The sequence below is a fragment of the Streptococcus sp. A12 genome (genome assembly GCF_905372335.1).
Lineage (GTDB): Bacteria > Bacillota > Bacilli > Lactobacillales > Streptococcaceae > Streptococcus.
Window position 1 is genome coordinate 1 of the sequence record NZ_CAJPOU010000033.1, and the last position, 14,966, is coordinate 14,966.

At 43.5% G+C, this 14,966-nt stretch carries 18 protein-coding genes, 2 tRNA genes and 1 pseudogene; 3 read left to right on the top strand and 18 right to left on the bottom strand.

The window, feature by feature from the left end; genetic code table 11:
• Positions 1 to 137: 137 nt before the first annotated feature.
• The 7 genes from QZ158_RS05740 to rsgA all read right to left on the bottom strand — a co-directional run bounded on the left by QZ158_RS05740 (position 138) and on the right by rsgA (position 6,024).
• A complete protein-coding gene (locus QZ158_RS05740; protein WP_293883401.1) occupies positions 138 to 674 on the bottom strand; it encodes a hypothetical protein in 537 nt (178 codons plus the stop codon).
• A 21-nt stretch (positions 675 to 695) separates the two neighbouring features.
• Positions 696 to 1,520 (bottom strand): pur operon repressor, encoded by an 825-nt coding sequence (purR, locus tag QZ158_RS05745; protein ID WP_048690858.1) that lies wholly within the window; start codon positions 1,518 to 1,520, stop codon positions 696 to 698.
• Positions 1,521 to 1,650: 130 nt separating this feature from the next.
• Positions 1,651 to 2,601, bottom strand: a complete 951-nt coding sequence (locus QZ158_RS05750) for a 3'-5' exoribonuclease YhaM family protein (RefSeq protein ID WP_293883405.1) — start codon at positions 2,599 to 2,601, stop codon at positions 1,651 to 1,653.
• The gene (gene rmuC, locus QZ158_RS05755; protein ID WP_293883408.1) at positions 2,588 to 3,844 is read right to left on the bottom strand and encodes a DNA recombination protein RmuC; all 1,257 of its coding nucleotides are present in this window, start codon (positions 3,842 to 3,844) and stop codon (positions 2,588 to 2,590) included. The genes QZ158_RS05750 and rmuC overlap by 14 nt, the downstream gene beginning before the upstream one ends.
• A 1-nt stretch (position 3,845) precedes the next feature.
• On the bottom strand, positions 3,846 to 4,511 hold the full coding sequence (locus QZ158_RS05760; RefSeq protein ID WP_293883411.1) for a thiamine diphosphokinase: 666 nt from the start codon (positions 4,509 to 4,511) through the stop codon (positions 3,846 to 3,848).
• Positions 4,471 to 5,130 carry a ribulose-phosphate 3-epimerase gene (gene rpe, locus QZ158_RS05765; RefSeq protein ID WP_293883414.1) on the bottom strand — a complete coding sequence of 220 codons (660 nt, stop codon included), beginning with the start codon at positions 5,128 to 5,130 and terminating at the stop codon, positions 4,471 to 4,473. The genes QZ158_RS05760 and rpe overlap by 41 nt, the downstream gene beginning before the upstream one ends.
• 15 nt (positions 5,131 to 5,145) lie before the next feature.
• Positions 5,146 to 6,024 (bottom strand): ribosome small subunit-dependent GTPase A, encoded by an 879-nt coding sequence (rsgA, locus tag QZ158_RS05770; protein WP_293883417.1) that lies wholly within the window; start codon positions 6,022 to 6,024, stop codon positions 5,146 to 5,148.
• Positions 6,025 to 6,206: 182 nt separating this feature from the next.
• Here rsgA and QZ158_RS05775 point away from each other — a divergent pair.
• Positions 6,207 to 6,289, top strand: a tRNA-Leu gene (locus tag QZ158_RS05775).
• A gap of 4 nt (positions 6,290 to 6,293) precedes the next feature.
• Positions 6,294 to 6,382: transfer RNA gene (locus QZ158_RS05780), tRNA-Ser, on the top strand.
• A gap of 46 nt (positions 6,383 to 6,428) precedes the next feature.
• Here the strand turns inward: QZ158_RS05780 and rsmA are convergent.
• From rsmA to QZ158_RS05835, 11 genes are all read right to left on the bottom strand, one after another.
• The gene (rsmA, locus tag QZ158_RS05785; RefSeq protein WP_293883420.1) at positions 6,429 to 7,304 is read right to left on the bottom strand and encodes a 16S rRNA (adenine(1518)-N(6)/adenine(1519)-N(6))-dimethyltransferase RsmA; all 876 of its coding nucleotides are present in this window, start codon (positions 7,302 to 7,304) and stop codon (positions 6,429 to 6,431) included.
• A 63-nt stretch (positions 7,305 to 7,367) separates the two neighbouring features.
• On the bottom strand, positions 7,368 to 7,994 hold the full coding sequence (locus QZ158_RS05790; RefSeq protein WP_293883423.1) for a DUF2185 domain-containing protein: 627 nt from the start codon (positions 7,992 to 7,994) through the stop codon (positions 7,368 to 7,370).
• 20 nt (positions 7,995 to 8,014) lie between these two features.
• Complete coding sequence (rnmV, locus tag QZ158_RS05795) at positions 8,015 to 8,599, bottom strand: ribonuclease M5 (protein WP_293886648.1); 585 nt, start codon at positions 8,597 to 8,599, stop codon at positions 8,015 to 8,017.
• Positions 8,571 to 9,341, bottom strand: a complete 771-nt coding sequence (locus QZ158_RS05800) for a TatD family hydrolase (protein ID WP_293883426.1) — start codon at positions 9,339 to 9,341, stop codon at positions 8,571 to 8,573. The genes rnmV and QZ158_RS05800 overlap by 29 nt, the downstream gene beginning before the upstream one ends.
• A 122-nt stretch (positions 9,342 to 9,463) precedes the next feature.
• Positions 9,464 to 9,598: a 50S ribosomal protein L34 gene (gene rpmH / locus QZ158_RS05805; RefSeq protein ID WP_000831905.1), complete on the bottom strand. Its 135-nt coding sequence runs from the start codon at positions 9,596 to 9,598 to the stop codon at positions 9,464 to 9,466.
• Positions 9,599 to 9,744: 146 nt separating this feature from the next.
• Positions 9,745 to 10,389 carry an HI_0552 family protein gene (locus QZ158_RS05810; RefSeq protein WP_293886637.1) on the bottom strand — a complete coding sequence of 215 codons (645 nt, stop codon included), beginning with the start codon at positions 10,387 to 10,389 and terminating at the stop codon, positions 9,745 to 9,747.
• An 86-nt stretch (positions 10,390 to 10,475) separates the two neighbouring features.
• Entirely contained in the window at positions 10,476 to 11,420 is a 945-nt protein-coding gene (gene jag, locus QZ158_RS05815) for an RNA-binding cell elongation regulator Jag/EloR (protein WP_129822513.1), read from the bottom strand.
• 15 nt (positions 11,421 to 11,435) lie between these two features.
• Positions 11,436 to 12,251 (bottom strand): YidC/Oxa1 family membrane protein insertase, encoded by an 816-nt coding sequence (locus QZ158_RS05820; RefSeq protein WP_048715693.1) that lies wholly within the window; start codon positions 12,249 to 12,251, stop codon positions 11,436 to 11,438.
• Positions 12,252 to 12,255: 4 nt separating this feature from the next.
• A complete protein-coding gene (rnpA, locus tag QZ158_RS05825; RefSeq protein WP_048690882.1) occupies positions 12,256 to 12,597 on the bottom strand; it encodes a ribonuclease P protein component in 342 nt (113 codons plus the stop codon).
• 106 nt (positions 12,598 to 12,703) lie between these two features.
• Positions 12,704 to 13,399, bottom strand: coding sequence for a type II CAAX endopeptidase family protein (locus tag QZ158_RS05830; RefSeq protein ID WP_293886644.1), 696 nt, complete (start codon positions 13,397 to 13,399; stop codon positions 12,704 to 12,706).
• A gap of 110 nt (positions 13,400 to 13,509) precedes the next feature.
• Positions 13,510 to 14,427, bottom strand: coding sequence for a TDT family transporter (locus QZ158_RS05835; protein ID WP_293886646.1), 918 nt, complete (start codon positions 14,425 to 14,427; stop codon positions 13,510 to 13,512).
• Between the two features lie 180 nt (positions 14,428 to 14,607).
• On the opposite strand from QZ158_RS05835, the pseudogene QZ158_RS05840 reads away from it, so the two are divergent.
• Positions 14,608 to 14,775: pseudogene (locus tag QZ158_RS05840) on the top strand (ISL3 family transposase); the annotation flags it as partial.
• Positions 14,776 to 14,966: the final 191 nt, after the last annotated feature.

Here is a 14,966-nt window from a genome sequence, read left to right on the forward strand (position 1 = left end):
TTGTCAGCACGTCCCTGTACACTCTTGAGAGACCAAAAGTAAAAAGTACCGTCTATTATTGTAACATAGCGGCACTTTCACTGTCAAGATTTTTTTCTCTTTTTTGCACGATTGCTTCTTCTTAAAATCGCGCTAAATTATTGTTCAGATTGTTGCGTTATAGCTGGTGTGGTAGCATTCGAAACCTGAGGAACCTCATTGGACTGATACTGAGGGACTTCTGCTGGAACGACTTGCTGAGGTTGACCTGTTTGGCTAGCTTGATTCGTATCAGTTGATTGAGTATTCTGGTTGGTTTGCATTCCGTAATAGTCTACAATGTACTGAATACGAGCTTGAAAGGCCTGTTTTTTGGTTTCGTCCTTCACTTTTTCTACGGCCTCTTTGGCAGCGGTTAAGGTTTCTTGAGTTGCAGTCGTTTCAAAATGAGCAACTGCTTTTTCAGCCGCTTCAGCGATTTTCGCTTCCTCTTCTTCTTTGGCTTTTTTAGGATCTTTCTTCTTAATAGGAAGAGAACTTGTTTTTTTGGTTTCTCGCTTCACTACTGTAACTTGGTCTGCAGAATTTTTACGAACCGTATAAAGCCCACCGACAAGAACTCCTGTCAAGATGAATATCGTTGCCAATCGAAGCCATAGGGGACTACGATCAAAACGGTCTAAAATTGTTTTCATTTTCCTTTCTCCCTCTCCAGCTTAGTCCTTATCGAAAATATTTCCGATTTCTACATCAATTTTATTTTCTGCTACATCGATATTGGTCACACGTAGAAGTGACTTGTGATCGAATAAATCTTTACTTCTAGCCGAAGCATTGTCCGCAAAAATAGCGACTCCTGCCAATTCTGAATCGAACTCAGCTAAGAGGCTAACCATCCCACTGATAGTTCCCCCTCCTTTAAGGAAGTCATCGACAATCAGAACACGGCTTCCAGCTTTCAAACTACGTTTAGACAGGAACATTTTCTCAATCCGATCGCCACTGGAACCAGATACGTAGTTGACACTGACCGTTGAGCCTTCTGTAATTTTCAAATCGCGTCGTACAATGACAAAAGGAACATTTAAGACATTCGCTACCGCGTTTGCTAATGGAACACCCTTAGTGGCCACCGTCATGACTGCATCGATTTTTTGATCTCGGAAGGCCTTGGCAATAATGCGCCCGATATTATTTAAAATTTTTGGATCACTTAGCAAATCCGAAAGGTAGATATACCCACCTGGTAAAATCCGGTTACTTTCTGACAATTGATTGCACAGATTTTGGACAATTTCTTTTGAATCTGCATCCGAAATCGATGGTGTAAAGATGACCCCTCCACCTGCACCAGTAAGAGTTTCAATGCTTCCAATTTCCATTTCTTCAAAGGCCCGTTTAATAATGACAATGTCCTCAGAAATAGATGATTTGGCAGATTCGTATTTTTCGGCAAATGTATTTAAACTCGTCAATTCGTAGGGATGATTAATCAAGTAATTCGAGATCACAACCATCCGCTCACTTCTTCTTAGCTTCATTTTCTCTCCACATAGTTTTTTTATTATATTATACCATATTATACCAAAAAACGAACATTGTTAGTCTCACAACATTCGTTTTTGGTTTTTTTACTAACAAACTAAGAGCAGCTTATTTAAGGCCAGTTCATTAGGAATCTTTTAAATTTGGCTTATAGAAGGAGCGATTGTCCAAGGCAAAAATCTTATTGGTCATCTCACCAGGGCCTACTAAAGCTAAGGCAGAAGTCATCATCATCATTTCTGCATCTAGGTTATCAATCATATGGATGATCTCGGCTTCCATGATTTTTGGACGAACCGGGCTACCATATTCTAGTAGACCATGGTGACTCAAAATCACATGGCGCAACACAATCACGTCTTCTTTTTGATCGTCAATCTTTAACTCTTGTAAGACCTTAGTAATTTCTTCATCGATCAGAGCAATGTGCCCGATGAGGTTTCCTCGAACCGTATACTCTGTATTTTCAGGCCCTGATAGCTCCAGTACCTTGGCAAGATCATGGAGCATGATACCGGCATAGAGGAGACTCTGGTTTAATTGAGGATACACCTGAGAGATGCTCTCAGCCAAACGAACCATAGTGGCTGTGTGATAAGCTAAGCCTGTCTCAAAAGCATGGTGGTTGGTTTTGGCCGCAGGATAAGAGTAGAACTCTTTGTCATACTTGCTGTATAGCGCCCGCACCACACGTTGCCAAACTGGATTTTCTATTTTGAAAATCATCCCCGATAGGTAGTCCTTCAAATCGACTGGATTTACTGGAGGCTTGTCCTTAAAATCTGCTGGATTTGATGGCTCCCCGCTTTGAGGCAACCGCAAGGTCAACTGATTGACCTGGGGCGTATTGTTGTAAATTTCCCGACGGCCGCTCATATGAACGACGCGACCAGCTTGGAACTGCTCCACATTATGTGGCTGAGCATCCCACAATTTTCCTTCGATCGTGCCTGTCTCATCTTGGAAGACAAAGGCAAGATAATTCTTTCCAGCACGTGTCTGACGAAGATCTGCTGACTTAATGAGGTAGAAACCTTCAAACAATTCGTCTTTTTTCATTTGATTAATTTTGACCATCATCTTCTCCATCTTCTAAATTCAATAGACTTGCTATATCTAGATTCTCTGACGTTTCAATGTTTCGGAGTGTGCGCTCGATAGCATTTGTTCTTCGGTTTAAGAGGTCATCAATGTTGCCAGAGGCATGCTTCAACTGCCGTTGGGTCTTTTCTAAAACGCCTCCAAATTTTTGGAACTCCGTCTTGACGGATGCAAGGACCTTGCTAATATCATCCGCACTTCGTTGAATATTCAGGGTCTTAAATCCAACCGATAGGGAATTCAACAAGGCTGAAAGCGTACTTGGCCCCGCGACGACGATCTGCTCCTCTCTTCGGAGGCGATCAAAGAATGCTGGGTCGCGGACCACTTCTGAATAGAGCCCTTCCGTCGGTAAAAAGAGAATCCCAAAATTAGTAGTGGCAGGCGGATAGAGGTATTTTTGATGAATGTCCTTAGCAAATTGTTTGATACTAGCCAATAGGAGTTTGCGACACCGTTCAATCTCCTCTTTCTCCCCACTTTCATAGGCTTCTTCCAGTCGGTAATAACCGTCCAAAGGAAACTTAGAGTCGATTGGCAGATAGACGTATTCCCCTCTGACCTGACCAGGCATCTTAATCGCATACTCGACACGTTCGCTGGAATGGGGGACTGTTACAAACTCTCTCTCGTATTGGGCGGGAGTTAGGATATCTTCGATGATCTGGCCGAGTTGGAGTTCTCCCATAATCCCACGGGTTTTCGTGTTAGAAAGAACCTTATTGAGACTTCCCACATCTCTAGCGACCGTCTGCATTTCCCCAAGACCTTTATTGACCGACTCCAATTGTTTGGAGACCGTCTCAAAAGAGGTTTGAAGACGACTATGCAAGGTTTTTTCCAACTTTTCTTCGACCGTTTGACGCATCTGCTCCAACCGCAAATCATTAGAAGCTTGAATCTGTTGCATCCGCTCGTCCGTTTTGTCTCGGTTTTTAGTAAAATTCTCAGCAAGTTCTGCTCGTAAAGCAGTCGTTTGCTGATGCATTTCTGTCCGTAATTCCATAAGACGGTCACTGATCGCCATCTCTATCTGCTGGCCAGTGATTTGCTGAGCTTGTCGCTCTCTCTCAAATCGGTAATCCAGCTGATCCGAAAGATGATCTTCTTGGTCCTCCAGTAAGTCACGGACCTGTTTGTTATCAGTTGCCCGTTGCTGGTAGAGCAAGAAGAGCAAGACAAGATTTCCCACTCCTAATACAAAAAGGATTAATTCCATCTTATTTCCCATCCTTGCTATAAATGATAAGGGCGTAGCCTCGATCAATGGTTAAGGTAATCGGCTGATTGATAAACTCGTTGGAACCATAAATAGCCTTTTTAAAATAATTGGTCTGATTTAAGGGATACTTGGCTCCTTCAATCTGGATGGAAGCTCCCTCAACTGGCATAAAAGCTACATAGGTATAGCCTGCTATAGGCAGAATGGTATGGTGGCCTGCTGGACGATAGCAGAGATAATTTTGTTGGTCCATCAAGTAAAGTTGGGACATAAAGGGTGCAATCTCTAAATCGCTGGGCAAAAAAACGCTGGCCAAGTGGTGATCCAGGCGACCACCAAAGGCTCCAAAGATTAGAATGTCCGCTTGAGGCCAACGTTCTAACACTTCCTTAATCGCCAATTCCAGATCCGTATCATTTTTTTCTGCTACCGAAGTCCGTAATTCGTGAGCCGCAGATTGAATACTCTGGAATTCTTCTGGCTCGACCGAGTCAAAATCTCCAACTGCTAAAGATAGTTCCAATCCTTGCTCTAATAGGAAAAGGCAACCTGCATCCACCCCGACATAAACATCCAAGTCTAGCGGAATGGTTTCCGCTCGGCCACCAGCTACAATCGCAACCTTAGTCTTGGATGGCTGCTCGAAGGGTTTGAACTCGTTCATTCACATCTCCATTAAACACATAGGAACCTGCTACAAAGACGTTTGCCCCTGCTTCTTTCGCAGCGTGAATCGTCTTATCATCAATTCCCCCATCGACTTCAATATCGAAATCCAAGCCTTTTTCTTCACGCAATTGAACCAATTGACGAATCTTATCCATAGTTTCTGGCAGGAAGGCTTGCCCACCAAATCCTGGGTTGACAGTCATGACAAGTACTTGATCTACCAAGTTCAAGATGTGTTGGATACTTTCAACAGGGGTTCCTGGATTGATGACCACACTTGGTTTGACCCCTGCCAAACGAATTTTTTGAAGGGCCCCATGGATGTGTGGAGTCGCTTCGACGTGAATGCTAATGATATCTGCCCCGGCCCGCGCAAACTCTTCGATATGTTGCTCAGGATTGGTAACCATCAAGTGGCAGTCAAACACTAGCTTGCTGTGAGGACGCATGCTAGCAACTACACCAGCACCAAAGCTGATATTAGGCACAAAGTGGCCGTCCATCACATCGATGTGGGCGTAATCCGCACCAGATGCTTCCAATTTCTTCAATTCACTTTCAAAATTTGCATAATCTGCACTCAAGATAGAAGGGGCTAATTTGTTTGTTTTCATATTCTTCAGGTCTCCTTATTTGGGTAATTTTTTCGATACTTTTTTGTAGGTTTCTCGCCTATTTTCGATCTCACTCAAGAACTGTAAGTAATTCTCATAGCGGAAGGAAGCTATGATCCCTTCCTCGACAGCAAGCTTGACGGCACAGGATGGTTCATGTGTGTGGGTACAAGTACGGAACTTGCAAGCCTGGCTCACCTTGGCGATATCTGGAAAAGCATGATTGAGATCTTCCGCATTATCGACTTCATAATCTAGAGAGGAGAAGCCAGGGGTATCCGCAATTTTGCCCCCATTGAGATCATAAAAGCTGACAGCTCGCGTCGTATGGCGGCCGCGTCCAAGACTGTCGGAGATTTCTCCTGTCTCTAGTTCCAACTCCGGAGCCAAGGTATTCAAGAGGGTGGATTTCCCCACTCCTGTTTGGCCCATAAAGACCGTCACCTGATCCTTCAAGAGAGGCAAGAGCTCTTCCTTGTCCGTGACAAAGTCATAGCCCATTTTGCGATAGACTTCCTGGAAAGGAAACATCTGAGCTGGATCTTCTAGTAAGTCCATTTTTGAAATATAGACAATCGGATGAATCACTTTTTGTTCCAAGAGGACTAAAAAGCGGTCCAATAAATTAACATTAAAATCCGGCTCTTTGGCAGACATGATGACGACAGCCTGATCTATATTCACAATGGGTGGGCGGACTAAGCTATTCTTTCTTGGGAATATTTTTAAAATATAGCCTTCCGAATTTTCTTCAGCTGAAAATTCTACCTTATCTCCAACATAGGGAGTTTGTCCCTTTTTCCGGAAATTTCCTCGGGCGCGTGTTTGGTAAATTTCTCCCTCGCACTCCACATAATAAAAACCGGCCAAGGCTTTAACAATCGTTCCTTGCAACTGGCACTCCTTTAAAGTTAATACTACCATTATATCAAAAAATATACGATAACGCTTGCGAACCTTAAATTCTATATATATTAGAATTCTATATTACCTTAAGACTCAGTACAGAATCACTATATAAATTCTGTTACTATTTTTTCTTGGCTTTTCTTTTAAAAAGAGTATAATAGAACTATGCGGAGGTGGTGGAACGGCAGACACGCATGCTTCAGGCGCATGTGCCCCTTCGGGCGTGAGGGTTCAAATCCCTTTCTCCGCATCTTGGAAAGGTGGCCCAGCTCGGTACGGCACCGGACTCGAAATCCGGCAAGTGGATTTTCTTCACGCGCGGGTTCAAATCCCGTCCTTTCCTTCTACAACTAAAAAAGACATGAGCTTCATATCTCATGTCTTTTCTATTATTTGATCCCGGTTTCTAGAAGTCCGTCAGCCAAGCGGGCGAAGTCTTCTAAGCTAAGGGCTTCTCCTCGTACAGATGGTTGCAAACCGGCTGCTTGGATCCCAGCTTCCAGTTTGGCTTTGATTTCTTCGGTCTTGCCAAAGCGACTGGTCAAGTTGTTCCAAAGCGTTTTGCGACGGTGGACAAAGCTAGCCTTGCTGACAGAGAAGAAGAAATCTTCATCCTTGACTGCCACTGCTGGTTCTGGGCGACGCACCATCTTGAGGATGGCAGAATCAACGTTTGGCGCTGGCACAAAGACGGTGCGAGGCACGATAAAGGCTACCTTAGCGGTCATATAGTATTGGACTGCAATGGACAAAGACCCGTAAGCCTTGGTATTAGGTTCGGCTGAAATGCGATCTGCCACCTCTTTTTGCATCATGACCACAAATTCTTGGAAAGGAATCTTGGATTCGATCAAGTGCATAAGGATGGGAGTCGTGATGTAGTAAGGAAGATTAGCCACTACCTTGATCGGAAGCTCTGGATTTTTGAACTCTGCGATGTACTGGTTGAGGTCTACCTTGAGGATGTCTTGGTTGACAACCGTGACATTGTCAAAATCCCGCAAAGTATCCGCTAAGATAGGAACCAAGCGATCATCAATCTCAAAGGCCATGACTTCTGCGGCATTTTCTGCCAAAAACTCAGTCAAAGCTCCAATTCCGGGACCGATTTCGATGACATTGACTTGCTTATCAATCTCAGCCGTATCCACAATCTTTTGAAGGATGTTGGTATCGGTCAAGAAGTTTTGACCGAAGGATTTTTTAAAGGTGAAGCCATGGCGTTCAAGGACTGCCTTGGTCACGCTATAATCTGCAATTCTCATTTTTTCTCTTTTCTAATCCGTTTAGGGTGAGACATACTCTCTCTTTTTTCTCCGCAGGCTAATCTAACAGTCTTCCACAAAGGCATTTTGCTCCGCTTGATAAACATAAGCTTCCCCGTTCTTATCTAAGACGGTTTCCAACAAAGGCTCCATTTCCAAGGCGTCTTCAAGACTGATAATGGTGATCTTAGATGGATCATCCAAGTCTTCCTGGGACTCATGACCTGTAAAGAACTGCCAACCACTATCTTGTGGATGATGAGGTACATCGTGAATCGCCCAATTAATCTCACGTCGTAGGAAGCAATCCTTGGTAATCATGGCCCCTTTTTGCGTATCAAGATTTAGCGGAGGAACCATCAGACTGGCGATATGTTCCTGGGCAAATTCCAGCTCATCTCCAAGCTGGATGGAGGTAATATAAGCAGGTTGATTGGTTAAACATCCTTTGAACTTCCCATCGCGGATTTCAGTGAGTTCGACCCACATACGCTCTGCTCGACACCCATTCTCCAAGACTGTATCCAGCACAAAGATGAGGCGAACCTGGTCCCCAAGCTTCAATTGGTTGATTTCTTCTTGACTTGGAATCAAAAAATGCCGTGGATTCTTTTGATGTTCTGCGTGAACATTCTCCAAAGAAAAGCCTATCACTTTTTTCTTATCTGTAAACAGGTCGAACAATCCCATCTTCCACCTCTATCTCTTTTTTAATAACTGGCCATCGTTTCTTCGACTTGCGCTAAACAAATTCCAAACAACTCCAAGCGTTTGAGCAGTTGTTTGCCATTGCAGTAGCCGATGCGCAAGTCTTCTCCTAGATATTCCCGTCGTTTGCGACTTTCACTGCCCATCAGCAGACCGAGTCGCATCAGATCTGATTTGGTAATATCAAAGAAATGCTCATCTTCATAGGAGCCCACCAGTCCAGCAAGGGCTTTTTCCAAGTCTTCAAAGCTGGCATGCTCGACTCCCAAGGAACGGCCCTTGGTTTTTGATTTGGGTACTGCTTCGCCACGATTTAAAAAGGCATGCTTGGCCTGCGGAATTTCTTGCATGATGATCTTACGAATGCGCTCCCCATTGTAATCCGGATCCGTAAAAACTATGACTCCACGCAACTCCTGCAAGGTGGCAATTCGTTCTAGGTCATCTTGATTAATGGCGGATCCACGTGTCTCATAGGTATCCACCTCATAATAGCGTTTCAGATTGGCCGTATCATCCTTGCCTTCAACAACAATTACTTCTGGTATTTTTATTTTCTCAGTCAAGGCCAAATACCTTTCTCGCATTGTCATAGGTGGCTTGAGCTACTTCTTCTGTTGTCAAGCCACGTAGTGTTGCAATATGATCCACTACATAGCGGGTGTAGGCTGTTTTATTTTCTCGGCCTCGCTTAGGAACTGGTGCCAGATAAGGGGCATCTGTCTCAACCAAGATCTTATCGAGCGGAAGGCCAGCTGCTGCTTCTTGGACATCTGTCGCCTTCTTAAACGTCACTACACCTGAGAAGGAAATCATCATTCCCAGATCCATGAAGCGCTTGGCTTCCTCTAAGCTTCCGGAGAAAGAATGCATGATGCCACCGCGTGGACCCACTCCTTCACTCTTGATAATGGCATAAGTGTCTTCGAGAGCGTCACGCGTATGCACTACAAAAGGCAAGTCCAAGTCCTTAGACAGTTGGATCTGACGACGAAAAACCTTTTCTTGAACGTCTTTTGGTGCCGTCATCCAGTGGTAGTCCAGGCCGATTTCTCCTAAGGCGACAACTTTAGGATGTTTCAACTGCTCCACTAGATAAGCCTCTACCTCAGGACTATAGTCGCCCGCCTCAGTGGGATGCCACCCAAGTGTGAGATAAACTTCTGGGTACTGGTCGGCCAAGGCTATTGCTCGTTCGATGGTTGGTTTGTCAAAGCCAACAACATTGTGGGCAGTGACTCTCAGCTCTTTAGCTAGTTCTAATTCCTCTTTTTCTCTCCCTGCAAACTCTTCAACGTTGAGGTGAGTATGGGTATCAAAAATTTGCATATGGATCCTTTTCTTCGATTTTTTCTCACTCTATTATAACAGAAAGCCTAGCTGAATACACTTTTGGCAAAACAAAAACCAGTAGTCTCGAGTTTCTACTGGTTTTTAGTTTTTTATCTGAATTACGCAGCCAAAACTTTGCGTCCTTTACGACGACGAGCTGCCAATACGCGACGACCGTTTTTAGTTGACATACGGTTACGGAATCCGTGTTTGCGCGCACGACGAAGTTTACTTGGTTGATAAGTACGTTTCACGATGAATACCTCCTCATAGATTTTGTATTCGTTTAGCCGGCTATAATGTGATCAGTTACTAAACATACTTTACTATTCTATCTGATTCACGTCTGTTTGTCAATAGCTATGAAAAATTTGTTGGGGCAGGTTCAATGATACCGCTTTTATTGGGCATCTCCTTCTATCCTTTGACGAGTCGCTTCATAGTAGGGAAGCAAGCTAGCCATTCCTTTTTTTAATTCCTCAAGAATGGCATCTCGACTCGTCGCTTGCGATAGATTGACATCGACTTTTACCAAGACCTTTCGGACCTGGCCAGTTTCCACACCTTTGAGAAGTCTCTGGCGATTGGCTTCTGTCCCTTGGAATCGTTGACTGACACCTTCTATTTGGGCGAAGTAATAGACTGGCGAAAAAACCGGAAGAGTCAAAACGCGGTTCTGCTTTTGTAGACTCTCCTCATCCTTCTTGCGTTCGATAAAACTTACTTCCAGGGACACACCAAAGTCCTTCGCATCACCATAAAGTCGCAAGGCAAACATCGGATCCGCTATCTCTCCCTCTCCTTGGAGATAAGCCCAAAAATGAGGGCGAAGAATTTGAGCTTGATTCATCCACTGACTGGTCCGATCTTGTTTTAAATGCGGAAAGAGCTTCTGAAAATCGCTGACCAAATGGGTGAATTCCTGCCGAGCTTCTTGCCCTAACTTGCGATACTCTACCATTCGCTCTGCATCCTCACCTGCTTTAGCAGGAGCCAGGTACTTGATCCCCTGACAATTCAAAAAGTCTCTTATCTTACTATACATTTTGGTCTTCCTTTCCCAAATAGAAAAGGAGAGAGCAAGCTTACACCCCTCTCTCCCTTTTGAAATCTTCCTTTTTTGATGGCAGATTAACCTTCAATATCGACGACAACGTAACGATTTGGTTCTTCTCCTTCAGAATAGCTGGTGACTCCATCCATTTTCGATACGATGCGGTGGATGATCTTGCGTTCGCTATTAGACATTGGATCTGTATGTTGCGCTCGACCTTCTTCTAGAGCACGACTTGCCAATTTTTGCGCATAGCTTTGAAGGACTTCTGCACGGTGTTCAACATAATCATTAACGTTGATTGCAATGTAGAAATTCTTAGAATACTGATTGTAAAGGTAGTTCTGTGCCAACAATTGAAGGGCCTTGAGAACTTTCCCGTGGTAGCCAATGACACGACCTGGCTCATTGGTATCAATCTGCATATTGATAGTGCGACGGTTGTAGCTGCTTGAGATGCTAGCTTCGACATCCATTTCATCAATAACAGTTTGAACATAGGAAGTGACATCAGAGACAACCTTTTCAATGTCATAGCTTTCTTCTACTTCAATGCCCAAGCCAGCAAAATCAGACGTTTGGCGTGACTCAGCTTCGTTAAGACTTGAATCGAGAATCTCTCCATGACCTTGTTCTTCAAGAATGGTTTCAGGAGCCTTCTCATGTTTGAGAATCTCAGCCTTCACTTCTTCAGAAACTTCTTGGCCTTCTTCTTCAACTTTCTTAATCGCTGCTACCACGCGCCCCAAATCAACAGTCTCTTCACTGACACTCTTGACAGGTTCGTTTTGAGCATTAATTTCCTCAGGAACTCCCTTAACAGCTTGTTGATTGGCTTTTGTCACTGTAGTTTCTGCAATTGGTTCGATATCTACCACAGCTGGCTTCTTACCAAAGAGACCGAGGAAGCCTTTCTTTTCACGAGAAACGACAGTAATATGTGCTTTCATGCGCGGGATATCTAATTCTTTCAAACCATTTTGAATGGCTTCTTCAACATTGACTCCTTTATATTGGACCATCTGTCAAACTCCTTCTTAGTTTTTCTTTTTCTGTGCTTTGTTAAATGCACGTCGTTTTTGTTTTTCTAGATCTTTGATTGCCTGTTGCTCTGCTTCACGCGCCGCAATAATCTTAAATGGATTGTTCAATAGGTAAGTTTGCCCAACTTGGTAAGCATTGGAAACTACCCAGTAGAGAGCAACCCCGCTGGCTGAGTACATAGCGAAGAAGAAAATCATCACGGGCATCGCATACATCATGGCTGTCATTCCACCATTTTTTTCTGGCATGGCTTTGTTGCTCAACCAGGTACTAAAGAAGGTGAAGACGGCTGCCAAAACTGGCAAAATAAAGGTTGGGTCTGTTGCGCTCATATCCAACCAAAGAAAATGACCGACTTTTAGGAATTCAACCCGACTCAAGGCTTGGAACAAGGCCATCAAGACTGGCATTTGTACAAGCAATGGCAAGAAGGCAGAGGAAGTCTTGACACCTTTTTCTTTGTAGAGGGCCCGCATTTCTTCTGACATGCGAGTGCGGCTTTCCAAATCCTTCCCAGGATACTTGGCCTGGATTTCTTTAACAAGTGGCTGAATCTCCTGCATTTTGCGCGAGGAGGTCATTTGGTATTGGAAAACTGGCAAGAGAATGGTCCGAATCAAGAGAGTGAAGAGGATAATCCCGACTCCGATGTTCCCTCCGATAGAAAGGAAACGAATGACTTCTGCAAAGAAGTAAACGAATTTTTCCCAAACTCCTGATGATTGGGAAGTCACTTCAGACGTTCCACAGGCTGTTAATAAAAGGAGGGCTCCTCCGAGTAAGCTAGCTACTTTTAGTTTCTTTTTCACGTAATTACCTTTCCTGACGATAGACTTGCGCTAATTTTAATACATGGACTAGATTTTTTTCAACCTGATCAAAATCCAGTTCTTCAACTCCCTTTCGAGCAATCACAACAAAATCATCTGCTACAAGATGATCCTGGTGCTTCATTAAAACATGCCGAATCAAGCGCTTGATTCGGTTGCGTGTCACAGCATTTCCTAGTTTTTTACTCACGGATAAGCCGACACGGAAATGGGGCTGCTCTTGTGGCAAACGGTAGATGACAAATTTTCTATTTGCACAATTCTTGCCGCTTTTAAAAATGGCATTGAAATCTTTTTCTCGCTTGACACGATAGCTTTTTCTCAAACTCCCACTCCCTCTTTTAAATTTATTCTATTATACCATAATTTCAAAAAAAACCAACGACCTTCTGGCTCTTGGTTTAAAGCCTCCTCCAGTGCCGTCAAAACGGCTAGGAGAAAAGATGCTGGATGGTTGATAAGATGATGGGTAAGCTATAAATGAAGTTCAAGCCGATATGAGCAAGGATAGGATAATACAAGGAGCCCGTCTTTTCATTCAATAATCCAAAAATAAGGGCGGGGATGGTATAGATCAAAAAACTCAAAAAAGTAAAAGGATGCTGGAGGAATTGAAGTCCACTATAGATAAGGGCTGGGGCCCATACACTCGCGTAGAAGGGCCATTTTTTAAAATAGGCTTGGACAAGCGCTCCACGAAAGATCAGTTCCACGGTCATCGGTCGAATGATGACCACTAATACAAAGAGGATGAGAGAGCCTAAGGCTTCCAAGGTCACCGGAAAAGAGTGATAAATAGCTAGACGTCCTTTGGTGAACCCACTGAGAAAGTAGTCTAGCCAGTAGATGGCACAACTGGAGAATATAGTAGCGTAGATAGCGGGAAGGAATTGTTTCTTCTTCGCCCACTGAAAAACCATACGTGGACTGTATTTCCTTACCAATGAAAAAACAAGTATCAAATAACCTGCCTCTAAAAAGAGAAGAGTCCAAAAATAGCTAAGAGCTTGGCCGACTTGGTTGCTGACTAGTTGGGCCAACTCGCGAAATTGTGGCCGAACTAAGATATAGAAGACCAGTAGTAAGAGTGGATAAAAGACCTTGGCCTTTGTCTTTAAAAATTTCATACATTCCTTTCGAGGGAGACAAAAAATGATTTATTGCATCTTACCATAATCATTCCTAGGATTCAATTAGAAAGTGAACCAAAAAAGGTCGAGACAACCGTCTCTGACCTCTAATTTCTATTGGAATGCTCGTTCTCCCCTTTTATGTAAATCACAAAGCCTACAAGCACGGACACAAGAATGGCTAGACACAGAATGGTTTCTAACCAGACAAGGGGCCTTAACAGAGAACTGTGCAATAGGCCTTGGGCCATTTTCAAGGAAGTAGCTGTGATGACCGTCGGGAAGGTTAAAGCTGAAAAGGCTGGTTGAAAGCCCTCTTTTATCATTCTAGGTAGACGCGTTAAAACGAAGAAATAAAAAGCTTGAGAGAGTCCGACCATGGTGTATAACAGCCAAACAGGTAGACCGACTCCACCCACACGAACCAGGGCCGCTAACAGAAGAGAAAAGGGGGCACAATAAATCCCTTCTTGTCCCAATAAGTGGCTCGGTAAAGGGGTGGTTTTCAACCCCTGGTATATCAAGGGGTAAAGAATCAAGGTTAAGACAAAGCCAAATCCGAGAGTCAGATGGGCCAGCCCAACCACTCCTACTACTGGGTAGGTCAAGGCAGCAACAGCAATCCCCACATAAAGAACGGTCCAACTAGGGGTGGCATTGGCTCTCGGTTTTGCCAATATATGGGTCTTGGTAAAGTAGAAGATCAACCCACAATCTAAGAGGAAAGCAGTCCACCAAACTGCCTGGGCGAGTCCTCCAAATGTCGGAAAGAGTCGTAAGAGATAAGTCGATAGAATCATCCCAGCCATGGGAAAAGTCGCCATCCCAGACAGAAGGGCCGGTTCTTGTAGTTCGATTTTGGTTTCTCGCCAGTCAATTAGATGGAGACATAAAAAGAAAACCCATAGAATCAAACCCATCAAACTGAATAAATGAGCCAGAACTGGGAAGGTATCAGATAGAAGGTTTCCAGCCCCTGCTAAACCTAACAGACAACCTGAAAATGCTAAAGGAATCTTTTTCATCTTGATCTCCAATCATTTTATCGCTTTCAGTATACCATAAAATACCAGGAGGGGTCATCAAAAAAAAGTAGACACTAAAACTACTTCTTTTTTAAAAAGCTTTAATTACTCTAGTATATAAGGAATTATGGAGTTTTTTGCTGTAAATAAGTCCCATAAATCTCTAAAGATCATTAACACATAGAACTCCCCTACTTAAATGTAAAACTGAAAGCTACCAATAACCTCATCAAAGGCATCAATCAAAATACTGTTGCTTTCCAGAACATTGACCACTTTAAAACTAGAATTTTCATCGTTTTGGACATCAAAAAGGAGAGAACCAATTCGATCCTCTCCAAGGTGTAACGTTTCCTCACCCATTATAGCTGACAAAATACCCAGAATTCTTCTCCAATCTCCCTCTGAGATTTTAGAGTAGCAATCTTGACACTTACTTCTTTAGAATGCAAACTATAAGCCTCTGTCAACATTCTTAAATGAGAATAAATGTATTCCTATTTTGCAATTTCTTCCAACATTTTTTCAATGTGTTGGAT

What these genes read in the sequence shown, in the direction of transcription:
- QZ158_RS05740 (WP_293883401.1), bottom strand. Translation starts at nt 674, where the DNA reads ATGAAAACAATTTTAGACCGTTTTGATCGTAGTCCCCTATGGCTTCGA.
- purR (WP_048690858.1), bottom strand. Translation starts at nt 1,520, where the DNA reads ATGAAGCTAAGAAGAAGTGAGCGGATGGTTGTGATCTCGAATTACTTG.
- QZ158_RS05750 (WP_293883405.1), bottom strand. Translation starts at nt 2,601, where the DNA reads ATGGTCAAAATTAATCAAATGAAAAAAGACGAATTGTTTGAAGGTTTC.
- rmuC (WP_293883408.1), bottom strand. Translation starts at nt 3,844, where the DNA reads ATGGAATTAATCCTTTTTGTATTAGGAGTGGGAAATCTTGTCTTGCTC.
- QZ158_RS05760 (WP_293883411.1), bottom strand. Translation starts at nt 4,511, where the DNA reads ATGAACGAGTTCAAACCCTTCGAGCAGCCATCCAAGACTAAGGTTGCG.
- rpe (WP_293883414.1), bottom strand. Translation starts at nt 5,130, where the DNA reads ATGAAAACAAACAAATTAGCCCCTTCTATCTTGAGTGCAGATTATGCA.
- rsmA (WP_293883420.1), bottom strand. Translation starts at nt 7,304, where the DNA reads ATGAGAATTGCAGATTATAGCGTGACCAAGGCAGTCCTTGAACGCCAT.
- QZ158_RS05790 (WP_293883423.1), bottom strand. Translation starts at nt 7,994, where the DNA reads ATGGGATTGTTCGACCTGTTTACAGATAAGAAAAAAGTGATAGGCTTT.
- rnmV (WP_293886648.1), bottom strand. Translation starts at nt 8,599, where the DNA reads ATGCGAGAAAGGTATTTGGCCTTGACTGAGAAAATAAAAATACCAGAA.
- QZ158_RS05800 (WP_293883426.1), bottom strand. Translation starts at nt 9,341, where the DNA reads ATGCAAATTTTTGATACCCATACTCACCTCAACGTTGAAGAGTTTGCA.
- QZ158_RS05810 (WP_293886637.1), bottom strand. Translation starts at nt 10,389, where the DNA reads ATGTATAGTAAGATAAGAGACTTTTTGAATTGTCAGGGGATCAAGTAC.
- jag (WP_129822513.1), bottom strand. Translation starts at nt 11,420, where the DNA reads ATGGTCCAATATAAAGGAGTCAATGTTGAAGAAGCCATTCAAAATGGT.
- QZ158_RS05830 (WP_293886644.1), bottom strand. Translation starts at nt 13,399, where the DNA reads ATGAAATTTTTAAAGACAAAGGCCAAGGTCTTTTATCCACTCTTACTA.
- QZ158_RS05835 (WP_293886646.1), bottom strand. Translation starts at nt 14,427, where the DNA reads ATGAAAAAGATTCCTTTAGCATTTTCAGGTTGTCTGTTAGGTTTAGCA.